The 14,614-nt window shown below is 54.6% G+C and carries 13 protein-coding genes; 9 read left to right on the plus strand and 4 right to left on the minus strand.

Annotation, left to right across the window (positions count from 1 at the left end; translation table 11 throughout):
* The first annotated feature begins 51 nt into the window (after positions 1–51).
* Together pyrG and eno are read left to right on the plus strand one after the other, a co-directional pair.
* A complete protein-coding gene (gene pyrG / locus QMG90_RS05460; RefSeq protein WP_049850489.1) occupies positions 52–1,689 on the plus strand; it encodes a glutamine hydrolyzing CTP synthase in 1,638 nt (545 codons plus the stop codon).
* Between the two features lie 81 nt (positions 1,690–1,770).
* Complete coding sequence (eno, locus tag QMG90_RS05465) at positions 1,771–3,069, plus strand: phosphopyruvate hydratase (RefSeq protein ID WP_283282926.1); 1,299 nt, start codon at positions 1,771–1,773, stop codon at positions 3,067–3,069.
* Between the two features lie 58 nt (positions 3,070–3,127).
* On the opposite strand, the gene QMG90_RS05470 is transcribed toward eno, so the two are convergent.
* A complete protein-coding gene (locus tag QMG90_RS05470) occupies positions 3,128–3,952 on the minus strand; it encodes a MurR/RpiR family transcriptional regulator (protein WP_283282927.1) in 825 nt (274 codons plus the stop codon).
* 176 nt (positions 3,953–4,128) lie between these two features.
* Between QMG90_RS05470 and QMG90_RS05475 the strand changes: the two genes are divergently transcribed.
* On the plus strand, positions 4,129–4,836 hold the full coding sequence (locus tag QMG90_RS05475) for an N-acetylmannosamine-6-phosphate 2-epimerase (protein ID WP_283282928.1): 708 nt from the start codon (positions 4,129–4,131) through the stop codon (positions 4,834–4,836).
* Positions 4,837–4,890: 54 nt separating this feature from the next.
* Positions 4,891–5,562 carry a 7-carboxy-7-deazaguanine synthase QueE gene (queE, locus tag QMG90_RS05480; protein ID WP_283282929.1) on the plus strand — a complete coding sequence of 224 codons (672 nt, stop codon included), beginning with the start codon at positions 4,891–4,893 and terminating at the stop codon, positions 5,560–5,562.
* A 31-nt stretch (positions 5,563–5,593) separates the two neighbouring features.
* Here the strand turns inward: queE and QMG90_RS05485 are convergent, their stop codons facing one another.
* Complete coding sequence (locus QMG90_RS05485; protein ID WP_283282930.1) at positions 5,594–7,072, minus strand: FGGY-family carbohydrate kinase; 1,479 nt, start codon at positions 7,070–7,072, stop codon at positions 5,594–5,596.
* 16 nt (positions 7,073–7,088) lie between these two features.
* Positions 7,089–8,387 (minus strand): MFS transporter, encoded by a 1,299-nt coding sequence (locus QMG90_RS05490; protein ID WP_283282931.1) that lies wholly within the window; start codon positions 8,385–8,387, stop codon positions 7,089–7,091.
* A gap of 319 nt (positions 8,388–8,706) precedes the next feature.
* Here QMG90_RS05490 and QMG90_RS05495 point away from each other — a divergent pair, with 319 nt between their 5' ends.
* From QMG90_RS05495 to QMG90_RS05515, 5 genes are all read left to right on the plus strand, one after another.
* Positions 8,707–9,492 carry an SDR family oxidoreductase gene (locus tag QMG90_RS05495; protein ID WP_283282932.1) on the plus strand — a complete coding sequence of 262 codons (786 nt, stop codon included), beginning with the start codon at positions 8,707–8,709 and terminating at the stop codon, positions 9,490–9,492.
* Positions 9,493–9,560: 68 nt separating this feature from the next.
* The gene (locus tag QMG90_RS05500) at positions 9,561–11,015 is read left to right on the plus strand and encodes an FAD-binding oxidoreductase (protein WP_283282933.1); all 1,455 of its coding nucleotides are present in this window, start codon (positions 9,561–9,563) and stop codon (positions 11,013–11,015) included.
* 59 nt (positions 11,016–11,074) lie between these two features.
* On the plus strand, positions 11,075–12,427 hold the full coding sequence (locus tag QMG90_RS05505; RefSeq protein ID WP_419097958.1) for an MFS transporter: 1,353 nt from the start codon (positions 11,075–11,077) through the stop codon (positions 12,425–12,427).
* Positions 12,405–13,181: an adenine nucleotide alpha hydrolase family protein gene (locus tag QMG90_RS05510; protein WP_283282934.1), complete on the plus strand. Its 777-nt coding sequence runs from the start codon at positions 12,405–12,407 to the stop codon at positions 13,179–13,181. Before QMG90_RS05505 ends, QMG90_RS05510 begins: the two co-directional genes overlap by 23 nt.
* Complete coding sequence (locus QMG90_RS05515; protein WP_283282935.1) at positions 13,178–14,038, plus strand: electron transfer flavoprotein subunit alpha/FixB family protein; 861 nt, start codon at positions 13,178–13,180, stop codon at positions 14,036–14,038. The genes QMG90_RS05510 and QMG90_RS05515 overlap by 4 nt, the downstream gene beginning before the upstream one ends.
* Here the strand turns inward: QMG90_RS05515 and QMG90_RS05520 are convergent.
* Positions 14,035–14,610 (minus strand): glycerol-3-phosphate responsive antiterminator, encoded by a 576-nt coding sequence (locus tag QMG90_RS05520; protein ID WP_283282936.1) that lies wholly within the window; start codon positions 14,608–14,610, stop codon positions 14,035–14,037. The genes QMG90_RS05515 and QMG90_RS05520 overlap by 4 nt on opposite strands.
* Positions 14,611–14,614: the final 4 nt, after the last annotated feature.

The raw sequence follows: 14,614 nt of genomic DNA on the forward strand, positions 1-14,614 counted from the left end.
TCCCGTCCTGGTTATTCCATCGTCTTTTAAACCTAACTTCTCAGGTTCAGCATGACAACGAACTATATTTTTGTGACCGGCGGGGTAGTTTCCTCTCTGGGTAAAGGCATTGCCGCAGCCTCCCTCGCAGCCATTCTCGAAGCCCGTGGCCTCAACGTGACCATCATGAAACTCGATCCGTACATCAACGTCGATCCGGGGACCATGAGCCCAATCCAGCACGGGGAAGTGTTCGTTACTGAAGACGGCGCTGAAACCGACCTGGACCTGGGTCACTATGAGCGCTTCATTCGCACCAAAATGACGCGCCGCAACAACTTCACCACAGGTCGTATCTACTCAGACGTTCTGCGCAAAGAGCGCCGTGGCGACTACCTGGGTGCGACCGTTCAGGTCATTCCGCACATCACCAATGCCATTAAAGAACGTATTCTTGCTGGTGGCGAAGGCCACGACGTGGTGCTGGTAGAGATCGGCGGTACGGTGGGCGACATCGAGTCATTACCGTTCCTTGAAGCGATTCGGCAGATGGCGGTTGAAGTGGGCCGCGAACACACGCTGTATATGCACTTGACGCTGGTGCCCTACATGGCCGCCGCGGGTGAAGTCAAAACTAAACCGACGCAACACTCTGTTAAAGAGCTGCTCTCCATCGGTATTCAGCCGGATATTCTGATCTGCCGTTCCGATCGCGCGGTTCCTGCTAACGAACGCGCCAAGATTGCTTTGTTCTGTAACGTTCCCGAAAAAGCCGTTATTTCTCTGAAAGACGTCGATTCTATTTATAAAATCCCGGGCCTGTTGAAATCACAGGGTCTGGACGATTATATTTGTAAACGATTCAGCTTGAGCTGCCCGGAAGCAAACCTGGCCGAATGGGAACAGGTTATCTATGAAGAAGCTAATCCGGCAGGCGAAGTCACTATTGGTATGGTCGGCAAGTACATTGAACTGCCGGACGCCTACAAATCAGTGATCGAAGCGCTGAAACACGGTGGCCTGAAGAACCGTCTGACCGTCAACATCAAGCTTATCGATTCGCAGGATGTAGAAACCCGCGGCGTCGATATTCTGAAAGGGCTGGATGCGATTCTGATCCCGGGTGGCTTTGGCTACCGCGGTGTAGAAGGTAAGGTTGCCACCGCACGTTATGCGCGTGAAAACAATATTCCGTATCTGGGCATTTGCCTGGGTATGCAGGTTGCGTTGATGGAATTTGCGCGCAACGTAGCAGGTATGGAAAACGCCAACTCAACGGAATTTGTGCCAGACTGTAAGTACCCGGTTGTGGCGCTCATTACCGAGTGGCGTGACGAAGACGGTAACGTTGAAGTGCGTACAGAGAAAAGCGATCTCGGCGGCACCATGCGCCTTGGCGCGCAGGCGTGCCAGCTGGTTGATGACAGTCTGGTTCGCAAGCTGTACGGTACGCCGGTTATCACCGAACGCCATCGTCATCGTTACGAAGTTAACAACATGCTGCTGAAACAAATCGAAGCTGCGGGTCTGCGCGTTGCGGGCCGTTCCGGGGATGATCAGTTGGTCGAGATCATCGAAGTACCGAACCACCCATGGTTCGTGGCTTGTCAGTTCCACCCGGAGTTTACTTCTACGCCACGTGACGGGCACCCGCTATTTGCTGGCTTTGTGAAAGCCGCTGGCGAGTACCAGAAGCGTCAGGAGAAGTAAGAAAAGTTAGAACAGCAGTGCACCCTACGGGGTGCATTGTTTGTCTGGAGTTTTAGTTTAACTTGTACTGAGGAAAACCTAATGTCCAAAATCGTTAAAGTCATCGGTCGTGAAATCATCGACTCCCGTGGTAACCCGACTGTTGAAGCCGAAGTACACCTGGAAGGTGGTTTCGTCGGTATGGCAGCAGCGCCATCAGGTGCTTCTACGGGTTCCCGCGAAGCGCTGGAACTGCGCGATGGCGACAAATCCCGCTTCCTGGGTAAAGGCGTAACCAAAGCCGTTGCCGCGGTTAACGGCCCGATCGCTCAGGCAGTTCTGGGTAAAGATGCTAAAGACCAGGCGGGTATCGACAAGATCATGATCGACCTGGACGGTACTGAAAACAAATCTAACTTCGGTGCGAACGCAATCCTGGCGGTCTCTCTGGCTAACGCCAAGGCAGCAGCGGCTTCTAAAGGTCAGCCGCTGTATGAGCACATCGCTGAGCTGAACGGCACCGCGGGCAAATATTCCATGCCGGTTCCGATGATGAACATCATCAACGGTGGTGAGCACGCAGACAACAATGTTGATATCCAGGAATTCATGATTCAGCCGGTTGGCGCGAAAACCCTGAAAGAAGCCGTACGTATGGGTTCTGAAGTGTTCCATCACCTGGCTAAAGTTCTGAAATCCAAAGGCATGAACACAGCTGTGGGTGACGAAGGCGGCTATGCGCCGAACCTGGGCTCCAACGCTGAAGCACTGGCTGTTATCGCTGAAGCGGTTAAAGCAGCGGGTTACGTACTGGGTCAGGACATCACTCTGGCGATGGACTGCGCAGCGTCTGAATTCTACAAAGACGGCAAATACGTTCTGGCTGGTGAAGGCAACAAAGCGTTTACCTCTGAAGAGTTCACTCACTTCCTGGAAGAACTGACCAAACAGTATCCGATCGTCTCCATCGAAGATGGCCTGGACGAGTCTGACTGGGACGGTTTTGCATACCAGACCAAAGTACTGGGCAACAAAATCCAACTGGTTGGTGATGACCTGTTCGTAACCAACACCAAGATCCTGAAAGAAGGTATCGAAAAAGGCATCGCTAACTCCATCCTGATTAAATTCAACCAGATCGGTTCTCTGACCGAAACTCTGGCTGCTATCAAGATGGCAAAAGATGCTGGCTACACTGCCGTTATCTCTCACCGTTCTGGCGAAACTGAAGATGCAACCATCGCTGACCTGGCGGTAGGTACTGCAGCAGGCCAGATCAAAACTGGCTCTATGAGCCGTTCTGACCGCGTTGCTAAATACAACCAGCTGATTCGTATCGAAGAAGCGCTGGGCGAAAAAGCACCGTACAACGGTCGTAAAGAGATCAAAGGCCAGGCATAATCCGGCTCTTCGTTCTGATAAAAAAACCCGCTTCGGCGGGTTTTTTTATGTCTGCTATTTATAACAGCAGCGGTAATGTTGCACTGGCCGTCAGCTGGTTCGTCTCGGCGTAATGCGGGTCGCGCGCCACTAGTGTGGTGGTCAGCAGTTCTATCAGCAGCATCACGCCCACTTTGGCATTGAGTGCGCCGGCGCTGAGTGGACCTTCCGGTTTTGCGGCAACCAGCAGGATATCGCTGAGCGAAGCGAGCGGGCTGCGCGAGGTGTTGCTGAGCGTCAGCACACACACCCCATGTTTACGCGCCTGTTTGACCACATGAAGCAGGTCGCGGGTTGAGCCGGAACTGGAAATGGCGACCACCAGATCTTCCTCTGACAGCGTGCTGGCATTCATTGCTGCGCGGTGCATGTCGCTAAACAACTGCGCCGGTTTCCCCAGCCGCAGCAGCTTATAGTGTAAATACTCACCCAGGATCGCGCTGGCCGCGACGCCATAGATCTGTACTGAACGCGCCTGATGCAGCGCTTCGACTGCCGAGGTCAGCAGAGCGCGGTCCAGCAGCTTCGCCGTATCCTGTAGTGCCTGCACCGATTCATTCACGATATGGTCAATCTCATCGGCAGGTTGCTGGCCTGAGGAAGGCTGTTGTGTATCCAGTGCCAGCGCCATTTTGAATTCGTTGTAGCCCTTACAGCCCAGCGCACGGCAGAGCCGCGTCACGCTGGCTTCACTGGTACCACTTTCTCTCGCCAGCTCGGTAATAGTCATATACAGCACATTCGCAGGATCGTGCAGTACAAACTCCCCCAGCTTTTGCTGCGTGGGACTGTATCCGGAAACGCTCTGCCGCAGTCTGAGCAGCAGATTTTGTTTTTCTGACATGCAGGATCCTTATGAGTAATGACCGTCGCGAAAGCCGTAACAGAATACCAGTCATTTTGAAAAAGTATGATCAGTATCTTTCTTTTTGGTGATAATTTTCATCTTTAATTTTATTTGTGATAAATATTTTCAAATAAAGCGGATGGATGAAACTCAAAAAGAGGAAGGCGACGCGGATGCAAACAATATTGAACAGACTAAAAGGTAAGCTGGTGGTTTCGTGCCAGGCACTGGAGGACGAACCGTTGCACAGCGCGTTTATCATGTCGCGAATGGCTGTCGCGGCGGCGCAGGGCGGCGCGTCCGGGATCCGCGCCAATAGCGTGGTGGACATTGACGCGATCAAACAGCAAGTCTCATTGCCGGTCATTGGCATCATCAAGCGCGACTACCCGGACAGCGAGGTGTACATCACCCCCACTCTGCGTGAAGTGGATGAGTTAATGCGCGTTGCGCCGGAGATTATCGCCCTTGATGCGACAGACAGAGTGCGCCCCGGCGGGCTAACGCTTAGCGAACTGGTAGCGCAAATCCGTGCCCGCTATCCGTCAGTGTTGCTGATGGCGGACGTTTCTACCGTTGCCGAAGCGAAAACCGCACAGGCGCTCGGTTTTGACTGCGTGGGCACAACGCTCTATGGCTACACGCCAGCAACGGCGGGGCATCGGTTACCGGAAGAGGATTGCCGCCTGCTGCGTGAAGTGATCGCCGCCGTCTCGGTACCGGTGATTGCCGAAGGCAATGTCGAGACACCGGAACTGGCCGCTCGCTGCTTTGCGCTGGGGGCGCATGCCGTGGTGGTTGGCGGGGCGATCACCCGTCCGCAGCAGATCACCGCGCGCTTCGTGGCAGCAATTCACGCGCAAAGCACCGATGGCGCATGATCCTCACGGCGGGATCTGCGATACTTATCGTTTACCCCTTTCACTGAGATGATTATGCAGTACCCGATTAACGAGATGTTCCAGACCCTGCAAGGCGAGGGTTATTTCACCGGCGTTCCCGCTATTTTTATTCGCTTACAGGGATGCCCGGTCGGGTGTGCGTGGTGTGACACCAAACATACCTGGGATAAGCTCGCCGATCGGGAAGTGTCGCTGTTCAGTATTCTGGCGAAAACCAAAGAGAGCGATAAGTGGGGGGCGGCGAGCGCAGAAGATTTACTGGCAATCATCGGCCGCCAGGGCTGGACGGCGCGCCATGTGGTGATCACCGGGGGTGAGCCGTGCATCCATGATCTCACGCCACTGACAACGCTGCTGGAGCATAACGGCTTTAGCTGCCAGATTGAAACCAGCGGCACGCATGAAGTGCGCTGCTCTCATGCCACCTGGGTGACGGTATCGCCAAAGGTGAATATGCGAGGCGGTTATGGCGTGCTGTCGCAGGCGCTGCAGCGGGCGGATGAGATCAAACACCCGGTGGGACGTGTACGCGACATCGAAGCACTGGATGAGTTACTGGCAACGCTCTCCGACGACAAGCAGCGGGTGATTGCGCTCCAGCCGATCAGCCAGAAAGACGACGCGACGCGGCTGTGTATCGAAACCTGCATCGCCCGTAACTGGCGCCTGTCGATGCAGACACACAAGTATCTGAATATTGCATAGTAAAAACAGGGCGCTGAAGGCGCCCGTTTGTTTACGCATTCGACCAACTCTGAATCGCGTTAACCTGCTCCCGCTCCCCATGAAAAACACCGTACGATTTTTTCAGTATCACATCGGTATAGCTTGTTAACTCCCTGAAAATCCCTTTATTCATTGCCTCGTAGCGGCTGGCGTTTTCGGCTACTGGCAGGAATACATCTTTAATCCGCACCATCTTTTCAACTGCTTTTTCATAAGACGGATAGAGACCAAGCCCGACAGCAGTATTGATCGCCGCGCCCAGACTTGCGCAGCCGTTCACTTCGTTGCGTCTGACGGGGAGGTTAAACACATCGGCAAAAATCTGCATAAACAAGTCGCTATTTGAACCGCCGCCGGTGATGATGACCTGTCTGGCGAACTGGTTCATTTCATTACACATATTGTCGTAATTATTCTTCAGCGTCAGGGCGATGCTCTCCAGAATGGAGCGATAGATCCACGCGTAATCCATGTTGGAGGTAAAGCCTAGCATGATCCCGCGTTTGAACGGCTCCCAGGGGTTAGTCAGCCAGTCCAGCACGGTCATCAGACCGTCACAACCCGGCGGTACCCGAGCCGCTTTTTCGTTGAGCAAATCTTCCGCCGACAGGCCACGCGCTCTGGCATCCTGAATCAACGAATCGCCGAGCATGTCGCGCAGCCAACTGACAGTCCACATCCCCTTGCGGATGCCGTAACCTTCGTACAGCAGCGTTTCCGGGATCGAGGACATGATCGGCCAGTAGCTGGTGGGATTGTTGGGCAACGTCTTACCGTTCATCATCAGGGCGATATAGGTTCCGAGAGAAATGACGGCGGTTTCATCGTCCAGCAACCCGGCGCCGAGGGCTTCAACCGGTTTATCACTGGTGGTGCAGACGACGGGTAACCCTTGCGGGAAACCGGTGGCCCGCGCGGCATCGCCGGTGATATGGCCTAACACGGTGCCAGGCATTTGTACGTCAAACAGCATGTGGCGCGGAATATTAAATTTCCTGAATACCTCGGCATCGTCGCTCCATGTCCAGGTTTTATAATCCACCGGCCACTGACCGAAGTAGTTGGCGATGTTGTCCTTAAACTCACCGGTCAGGCGATGCGATAAATAACCGGAAAAAGAGGTCACCCAGGCGACTTCGTCATTCGCATGTTCATATGGCCGGGTGACGCGCGCATCCTGCCAGCTGATTAACGGCGCGGCGGGCGTGCCATCAGCTTTCAGCAGCGCGCGGCAGCAGCGGATCGAACCGAGGCCGATACCGACAATATCTTCCTTCCTGCCGGTAAACTGGCTCATCAGGTTCTGGCCCGCGGCGCAGAGCGAGGTCCACAGATCATCGTCAGGATGTTCTGCGGTATCCGCGTCCGGCGTATACATCGGTTGCAACAGGCCCTTGCCTTCACACACCACATTCCCATCGAGATCGTACATCACGACCTTGGTGCTCTGGCTTCCACCATCAATTCCGATGATGTATTTCGTAGACATTATGCTTCTCCTTTAATTACTGGCCCGGCGCTTCGGTCGTCAGTGATGGCGCATTTTCCGGGCCAGCGTTGGCGGCACGTATTTTTCTGAATAATAAGAATGTAAAGAGGATCACCAGGCACATGGCGGTCAGCCCCATCAGCCACATATTGTGATAGGCCTCGGCGGCGGGCAGCGTGTCCTGCCAGTGTCCGATGATCGGGTAGACGAAGATGTCAGGCAGGAAGCCGATGACGGAGCAGATCCCGACGGTGGTGCCCATGATATATCTCGGTGTTCTCGCTTCGCCCGGGCAGGCAAAATAGAGGCCGCGCGAGGCGTAGCAGGTAAACGCCAGCAGCAAAATCAGGCCAATCCCCACCATTACCGATTGCGGATGCGCGCTGGTGATCAGCAACGCTACCAGCGTCAACGCACCAATGACAGACAGCAACTGAATAACCCGTGTGGGTGATTTAAGCCGACTGTAGGTGGTAATCAACCCACCCAGCGGGCCGCACATGGCGCGGAAGATTTTATTGATCACAATCCCCATATAGCTTGCCGCGATAAGCGTCATACCGTACATCTCGGTCAGGTAATTGGTGGAGTAGCTGAGAATGGCGTAGATGGTATAAACGCCAAGAATAATCATGCTGCAATACCAGGTGGTGCTGATCCGTAGTACGGAAAGGATGTCGCTGAGCTGGAAGGTTTTTTTCTCCGTTGTCGTTTCTTCCGCGGGGTGGGTGTTATCACTGACGAAAAACCAGCACAGGATCCCGAGCAGAATATAGACCACGCTGTAAATCAGGATCACCGTTTTCAGGCTGTTGCTGTCTTCTGGCGCGAAACGGGAGAAAATCCACATAGTAAACACTGCCAGCGACATCACGCCGACGCCACGCAGGCCCTCCATCCAGCCCATGATTTTTCCCTGCTCGCTGTGATCGCCCAGCAGCGATGCGGCTTTAATGGAAACCGACCACAGCATCAGGATCGTGGTGATGGCAAAAGCCACCTGGATGAGCAACATTACCCATAGCGGCGGATAAGTGGACATTAATAACCCGAGCAGGCCGGTGGCGATCATCGCGGCGGTGATCATTTTGCGGTGGGAGAACTTGTCTGCCACAACCCCGCTGGGCGCATATAAAATAATGGCGGTAATACCAAACGTACTCATGATAAGTCCGATTTCGGTATTACTGAATCCCATAAATTTAGCCATGGGAATTTGATAGATATAGCGTAAATAGGCCAGATCAAAGCTTACGCCACCGCTGAAGCTTATAATTGCGAGCGTTATCCAACGGCGATATGAAGGAGTTTGCATATCGTAATCTCATTTTGTGAAGACAAAAAAAAGAGAAAAGTAAACCGCCTTTTCAGGTGGATTACTTTTCTCATGGTCTCTAGTAATTGCGTTCAGAAATATCACGGAATCTTTTTGTTGAGTGTGAGAATAATCACGAATCGCAGTTTTGCTCACCAAATAAAAATGAAATGTCTGTCTGTGACATTGCTCACATCCGCCGATAATCCACTGTGCTAAAAAATTGTCTCAGTTACCAGAGATGATGAGAAAGGTAACTTCCCTTTCGCGGGGGAAGTTACCTTTCTTTTTTTTTGCCTAAAGGAATTCGGAGCTAAATATGTCAATCGAGTCTCTCAACGCATTTTCAATGGATTTTTTCTCCCTGAAAGGTAAGACCGCTATCGTTACCGGCGGCAACAGCGGGCTGGGTCAGGCGTTTGCGATGGCGCTGGCGAAGGCCGGAGCAAATTTGTTTATCCCGAGCTTCATCGAGGATAACGGCGAAACGAAAGAACTTATCGAGCAACAGGGCGTAGAAGTCGCGTTTATGCAGGTGGATATCACTGCCAAAGGCGCACCGCAAGAGATTATCCAGGCCTGCTGCGCGCGTTTTGGTACCGTGGATATTCTGGTCAACAACGCGGGGATCTGTAAGCTCAACAAGGTACTGGAATTTGGTCGTGCTGACTGGGATCCGATGATCGACGTTAACCTGACGGCGGCGTTTGAGCTCAGTTATGAAGCCGCAAAAGTGATGATCCCGCAAAATCACGGCAAGATAATTAATATTTGCTCGCTATTTTCGTATCTCGGCGGGCAATGGTCACCGGCATATTCGGCAACAAAACATGCGCTTGCCGGGTTTACTAAAGCGTATTGCGATGAATTAGGGCAATACAATATTCAGGTTAATGGCATCGCGCCAGGGTATTACGCAACGGATATTACACTTGCCACCCGCAGTAATCCCGAAACCAATAAACGCGTACTCGACCATATTCCTGCTAATCGTTGGGGTGATACCCAGGATTTAATGGGGGCAATGGTCTATTTAGCCAGTCGGGCGTCTGATTATGTTAATGGACATTTATTAGTCGTCGATGGGGGATATCTGGTGCGTTAATTTCATCCGAACTATTTTTGCTGTTTCTCTCAATATTATTCCTTATTTATTATCAGGAAGGAGTTGTTATGCCATTATCCCGCGACGCGATTGTAGAGCAGGTCAAAGAGATTGTTGGCCCAGGGCAGGTGATTACCGATGAAACGGTGCTGAAAAAAAACAGTATCGACCGTTTTCGTAAATATGCTGATATCCATGGCGTCTATACGCTGCCGATTCCGGCAGCAGTGGTGAAATTAGGTTCAACCGAAGAGACGTCCCGTGTGCTGGCATTTATGAACCAGCACAAGATTAACGGCGTGCCGCGTACCGGCGCCTCGGCGACGGAAGGAGGGCTGGAAACCGCCGTGGAGAATTCGCTGGTGCTGGATGGCGCGGGCATGAATAAGATCCTGAATATTGATATCGAAAATATGCAGGCGACCGCGCAGTGCGGCGTTCCGCTGGAGGTGCTGGAAAACGCGCTGCGGGCGAAAGGTTACACCACCGGCCATTCGCCGCAGTCGAAACCACTGGCGCAGATGGGCGGCCTGGTGGCGACCCGCAGTATCGGCCAGTTTTCCACCCTATATGGCGCAATTGAGGATATGGTTGTCGGTCTGGAAGCTGTGCTGCCGGATGGCACTATCACTCGCATCAAAAATGTCCCGCGCCGCGCTGCCGGGCCGGACATCCGCCATATCATCATCGGCAATGAAGGCGCGCTGTGTTACATCACCGAAGTCACGGTGAAAATCTTCAAATACATGCCGGAAAACAATCTGTTCTACGGCTATGTACTGGATGAGATGAAAACCGGCTTCAACATCCTGCGCGACGTGATGGTGGAAGGGTATCGCCCGTCGATTGCTCGTTTGTATGATGCAGAAGACGGCACGCAGCACTTCACCCATTTTGCCGACGGAAAATGCGTGCTGATCTTTATGGCGGAAGGGAATCCGCGCATCGCGAAAGCCACTGGCGAGGGTATTGCGGAAATCGTTGCGCGCTACCCGCAGTGCCAGCGTGTGGACAGCCGCCTGATTGAAAACTGGTTTAATCATCTCAACTGGGGGCCGGATAAAGTCGCCGCCGAACGAGTGCAGATCCTCAAAACGGGCAATATGGGGTTCACCACCGAAGTCTCGGCAGACTGGGCGAATATTCACAAGATTTATGAAAGTGTGATCCAGCGGATCCGTCGGGAATTCGCGCACATTGACGATATCACCATGCTGGGCGGTCACTCCTCACACAGTTACATTAACGGCACCAATATGTACTTCGTCTATGACTACAACGTCGTGGACTGTAAGCCGGAGGAGGAGATCGACAAATACCACAATCCGTTGAACCAGATCATTGTGGAAGAAACGCTGCGTTTTGGCGGCTCGATGGTTCACCATCACGGTATTGGCAAACACCGAGTGCACTGGAGTAAGCAGGAGCACGGCAGCGCGTGGGCGCTGATGGAAGGGCTGAAACGTCAGTTTGATCCAAACGGGATCATGAATTGCGGAACGATCTACCCGATTGAAAAATAAATCCTGACGCGGCTTTCCGGTGGGAGAGCCGCGCTTTACCGGATACGAAAGGAGTGGCGATGAACACTTCACCGGTGCGAATGGACGATTTACCCCTGAAGGGATTTCACTGTCGGATTGCCGGGCTGACGTTTGGTGCGCATCTGACCGATGGCTACGTGCTGGGGGTGATTGGTTACGCCATGATCCAACTGGTGCCCGCCATGCAGCTTACACCGTTGCAGGAAGGGCTGATTGGCGGCTCTGCGTTAATAGGGCTGTTTGTCGGCAGCCTGACGCTGGGCTGGATTTCAGACCACATCGGGCGGCAAAAAATATTCAACTTCAGTTTTATGCTGATCACCCTGGCGTCGTTTTTACAATTTTTCGCCACCACGCCGGAACAACTGTTCTGGCTGCGCGTGCTGATTGGTTTTGGGCTGGGCGGCGATTACTCGGTAGGGCATACGTTGCTGGCGGAGTTCGCGCCGCGCCGCTACCGGGGCATGTTGCTGGGCTCATTCAGCGTGGTGTGGACGATAGGCTATGTGCTGGCGAGCGTGATGGGCCACTGGCTGATTCAGGGGCAACCGGATGCCTGGCGTCTGCTGCTGGCCTCCGCCGCCGCACCGGCGCTCATCATTACGTTATTGCGCTGGGGAACGCCAGAGTCGCCGCGATGGCTGATGCGCCAGGGGCGGATTTCCGAAGCCTACGCGGTGGTGCATCGCTATCTCGGGCCGAATGTGCAATTGGGCGAAGAGATGGCTGTGTCGACATCGCGGAACATCCGGGCGCTGTTTTCACAACGCTACTGGCGGCGCACGGCCTTTAACAGCCTGTTTTTTGTCTGTCTGGTCATCCCCTGGTTTGTGATTTACACCTGGCTTCCCACCATCGCCCTGACGCTGGGGCTGGCGGATGCGCTTACTGCCAGCCTGATGCTCAATGTGCTGTTGATCGTCGGTGCGCTGCTGGGCATTGTGCTGACGCAACTGCTTTCGCGCCGCCACTTTTTGCTCAGTAGCTTTTTCGTCCTGTCCGTCACACTGCTGGTGATGGCGTTTCTGCCAACGGAACAGCACTTCCTGCTGCTGATGTTGTTTGTGCTGTTCAGCACCATTATCTCGGCGGCCAGTAATCTGGTCGGCATTCTGCCTGCAGAAAGTTTCCCTACGGATATCCGCTCGTCGGGCGTTGGATTCGCCACGGCGATGAGCCGCCTCGGCGCGGCGATCAGCACCGGGTTACTGCCCTGGGCACTGGCGGTGTGGGGGATGCAAATTACGCTGCTGATCCTGACGGGGGTGTTGCTGGTCGGCCTGCTGGTGACCTGGTTGTGGGCGCCGGAAACCAAAGATCTGTCGCTGGTGGCCGCAGGAAACGGAGACAAACGTCCGGGAGGGGCGAATGAACGTTCTGTTAGCCTTTAAAGCGGAACCGGATCTGGCCGGGATGGCGGAAAGCGCCTGGCTCACGCCCGACGGCGGCGGGCCGGATACCATGCTCCTGCGATGCGAGCCGGGCGTGGACGAACAGGCGGCCGCGGCGCTGCTGCTGGAAAACCGGGCGGCGGGGCACGATCTGCGGCTGACGGCGCTCAGCATTGGTGATGACCGCGCGCTGCACTGGCTACGCCATTTTGCCGCGCTGGGGTTTGACGAACGTGTTCTGCTGGAAACCACCGCCAGTCTGCGTTTTGATCCCGCTTTTGTCGCCGGGCAGCTTGCCATGTGGCAGCAGCACTGCGATGCAGAGATGATCGTCACCGGCTGCCAGAGCAGCGAAGGGCAGAACGGGCAAACCCCCTGGCTGTTAGCGGAGAGGCTCGGCTGGCCGTGTCTTACTCAGGTTGAACGCTTTACCCTCGTACCGCCTTTTGTCACCGTGGAACAGCGCACAGAAACGGGAAGTCGCCAGTGTCGGGTGCGGCTTCCTGCGGTTATTGCCGTCCGGCAGTACGGCGACGCGGCGCTGCCGGTGCCGGGCATGCGCCAGCGCCTGGCAGCGAACCGTGCGGAGATTGTTCGCGTTCCGGTAACGCCGGGCGACACGCCGCCTGTCACCTGCCGGGATCTGCAAAGAAAAACACAACGGCGTGATGTGCACATCATCCAGGGGAACAGCGTGCAGGAAAAAGCGCAAACGCTGTGGACTATGTATCTTCGTTCAGGAATCAGACCATGACGCTGGCATTTGTCACCTATGACGACGGTCACGATGCCTTACTGGTGGAATGGCTAATGACGCAGGGCGTCATGGTGGATGACTGCGAACACTGGCGCGCGGCAGCCACGCCGGCGGTGGCGGAACAACTGCTGGCGGCGCTGGTCGCGCAGTGGCAGCAAACCCCGGTCGATGTTGTGCTTTTTCCTGCGGGCGCCCTGGGCGACGAGCTGGCGACCCGGCTCGCCTGGCGGCTGAAGGGCAGCGGCGTTTGTCAGATATCGTCGCTGGCTCTGGCGGCGGGCGAAGTAACAAAAGCCACTTTCGGCAGTGCGTTACAGGCCACGTTGGTGTTAACAATGCGTCCTTTTTGTCTGTCACTGGCGCGTCAACCAGCGCGTCACACGACGATATCATTGCCAGAAGGACTGACGCAGCGTGAGCTCTCGCTGGCGCCATTACCGGCATGGTGCGCGGAAATTAGCGTCTCGCCATCACCCTCTGTTCATCCGCTGACGTTAGCCAGACGCGTGCTGGCGGTCGGGCAGGGAGCGGAAAGTGTCGATGAAACCACGATCCTCGCCATGGCGGCGGCGATGGATGCAGAAGCCGGTTACAGCCGGGCAAGAGTGATGAATGGTGGGTTTGATGCGCTGCGGATGATTGGCATTTCCGGTCATTTGCTGGCGCCAGACGTGTGCATTGTGGCCGGGGCATCCGGTGCGCCCGCGTTCAGTGCCGGGATCCGTCAGAGTCAGTTTATTGTGGCGATCAATCGCGACGCGCAGGCGCCGATTTTCAGCACTGCCGATGTCGGCATTGTCGATGACTGGCCATCGCTACTGACGGCGCTGACAGCGTGTATGCGCGATAGCTAGTTAAGCTGTTTCGCCAGTTTCCAGACATCGGTATTGGTGGTGGAGAGCGCCGCGACACCGGCGTTGATGGCGTTACGGGCGTCTTCTTCATCACACACCAGCCCGCCGGCAATCAGCGGCTGGCGGATCTTTTCCGTTACCCAACCGAGCACTTTGGGCATGCAGCCCGGCAGAATTTCGATGCAGTCAGGGTTCGACTGCGCGACCTGTTTATCAATGTTATGGAAGGAGATGGAGTCGACGATAAACAGACGATGAATACAGAAATAGCCTTCTGCCCGCGCGGCTTTCAGCATCGCCGCTTTGGTGCTGATAATGCCGTCAGCTTTCGTCACCAGCTTGAGAAACTGAATCACTACCTCTTTATTCGACGTGCCTTCCAGCAGATCAACATGGATAAAGGCGTATTTCCCGGCGCTTTTAATTTTTTGCACAATGCCGCTGATGGTACAGATATTGCCGTACAGCACTGAAATAAACTGGCAGTCAGAGTCGATTGCCAGTTGCAGGCTGGCGTTATCTTTCACCGCCGCAATGACCGGGTTTTGTCGAAGCAGGTGTAACAGAGGCATACTT

The sequence above is a fragment of the Trabulsiella odontotermitis genome, assembly GCF_030053895.1.
Lineage (GTDB): Bacteria > Pseudomonadota > Gammaproteobacteria > Enterobacterales > Enterobacteriaceae > Trabulsiella > Trabulsiella odontotermitis_C.

Excerpts from the sequence above, each read along its gene's own strand:
- queE (WP_283282929.1), top strand. The coding sequence starts at position 4,891 with ATGCAGTACCCGATTAACGAGATGTTCCAGACCCTGCAAGGCGAGGGT.
- QMG90_RS05470 (WP_283282927.1), bottom strand. The coding sequence starts at position 3,952 with ATGTCAGAAAAACAAAATCTGCTGCTCAGACTGCGGCAGAGCGTTTCC.
- QMG90_RS05505 (WP_419097958.1), top strand. The coding sequence starts at position 11,075 with ATGAACACTTCACCGGTGCGAATGGACGATTTACCCCTGAAGGGATTT.
- QMG90_RS05475 (WP_283282928.1), top strand. The coding sequence starts at position 4,129 with ATGCAAACAATATTGAACAGACTAAAAGGTAAGCTGGTGGTTTCGTGC.
- QMG90_RS05515 (WP_283282935.1), top strand. The coding sequence starts at position 13,178 with ATGACGCTGGCATTTGTCACCTATGACGACGGTCACGATGCCTTACTG.
- QMG90_RS05490 (WP_283282931.1), bottom strand. The coding sequence starts at position 8,387 with ATGCAAACTCCTTCATATCGCCGTTGGATAACGCTCGCAATTATAAGC.
- QMG90_RS05510 (WP_283282934.1), top strand. The coding sequence starts at position 12,405 with ATGAACGTTCTGTTAGCCTTTAAAGCGGAACCGGATCTGGCCGGGATG.
- QMG90_RS05495 (WP_283282932.1), top strand. The coding sequence starts at position 8,707 with ATGTCAATCGAGTCTCTCAACGCATTTTCAATGGATTTTTTCTCCCTG.
- QMG90_RS05520 (WP_283282936.1), bottom strand. The coding sequence starts at position 14,610 with ATGCCTCTGTTACACCTGCTTCGACAAAACCCGGTCATTGCGGCGGTG.
- eno (WP_283282926.1), top strand. The coding sequence starts at position 1,771 with ATGTCCAAAATCGTTAAAGTCATCGGTCGTGAAATCATCGACTCCCGT.
- QMG90_RS05485 (WP_283282930.1), bottom strand. The coding sequence starts at position 7,072 with ATGTCTACGAAATACATCATCGGAATTGATGGTGGAAGCCAGAGCACC.
- pyrG (WP_049850489.1), top strand. The coding sequence starts at position 52 with ATGACAACGAACTATATTTTTGTGACCGGCGGGGTAGTTTCCTCTCTG.
- QMG90_RS05500 (WP_283282933.1), top strand. The coding sequence starts at position 9,561 with ATGCCATTATCCCGCGACGCGATTGTAGAGCAGGTCAAAGAGATTGTT.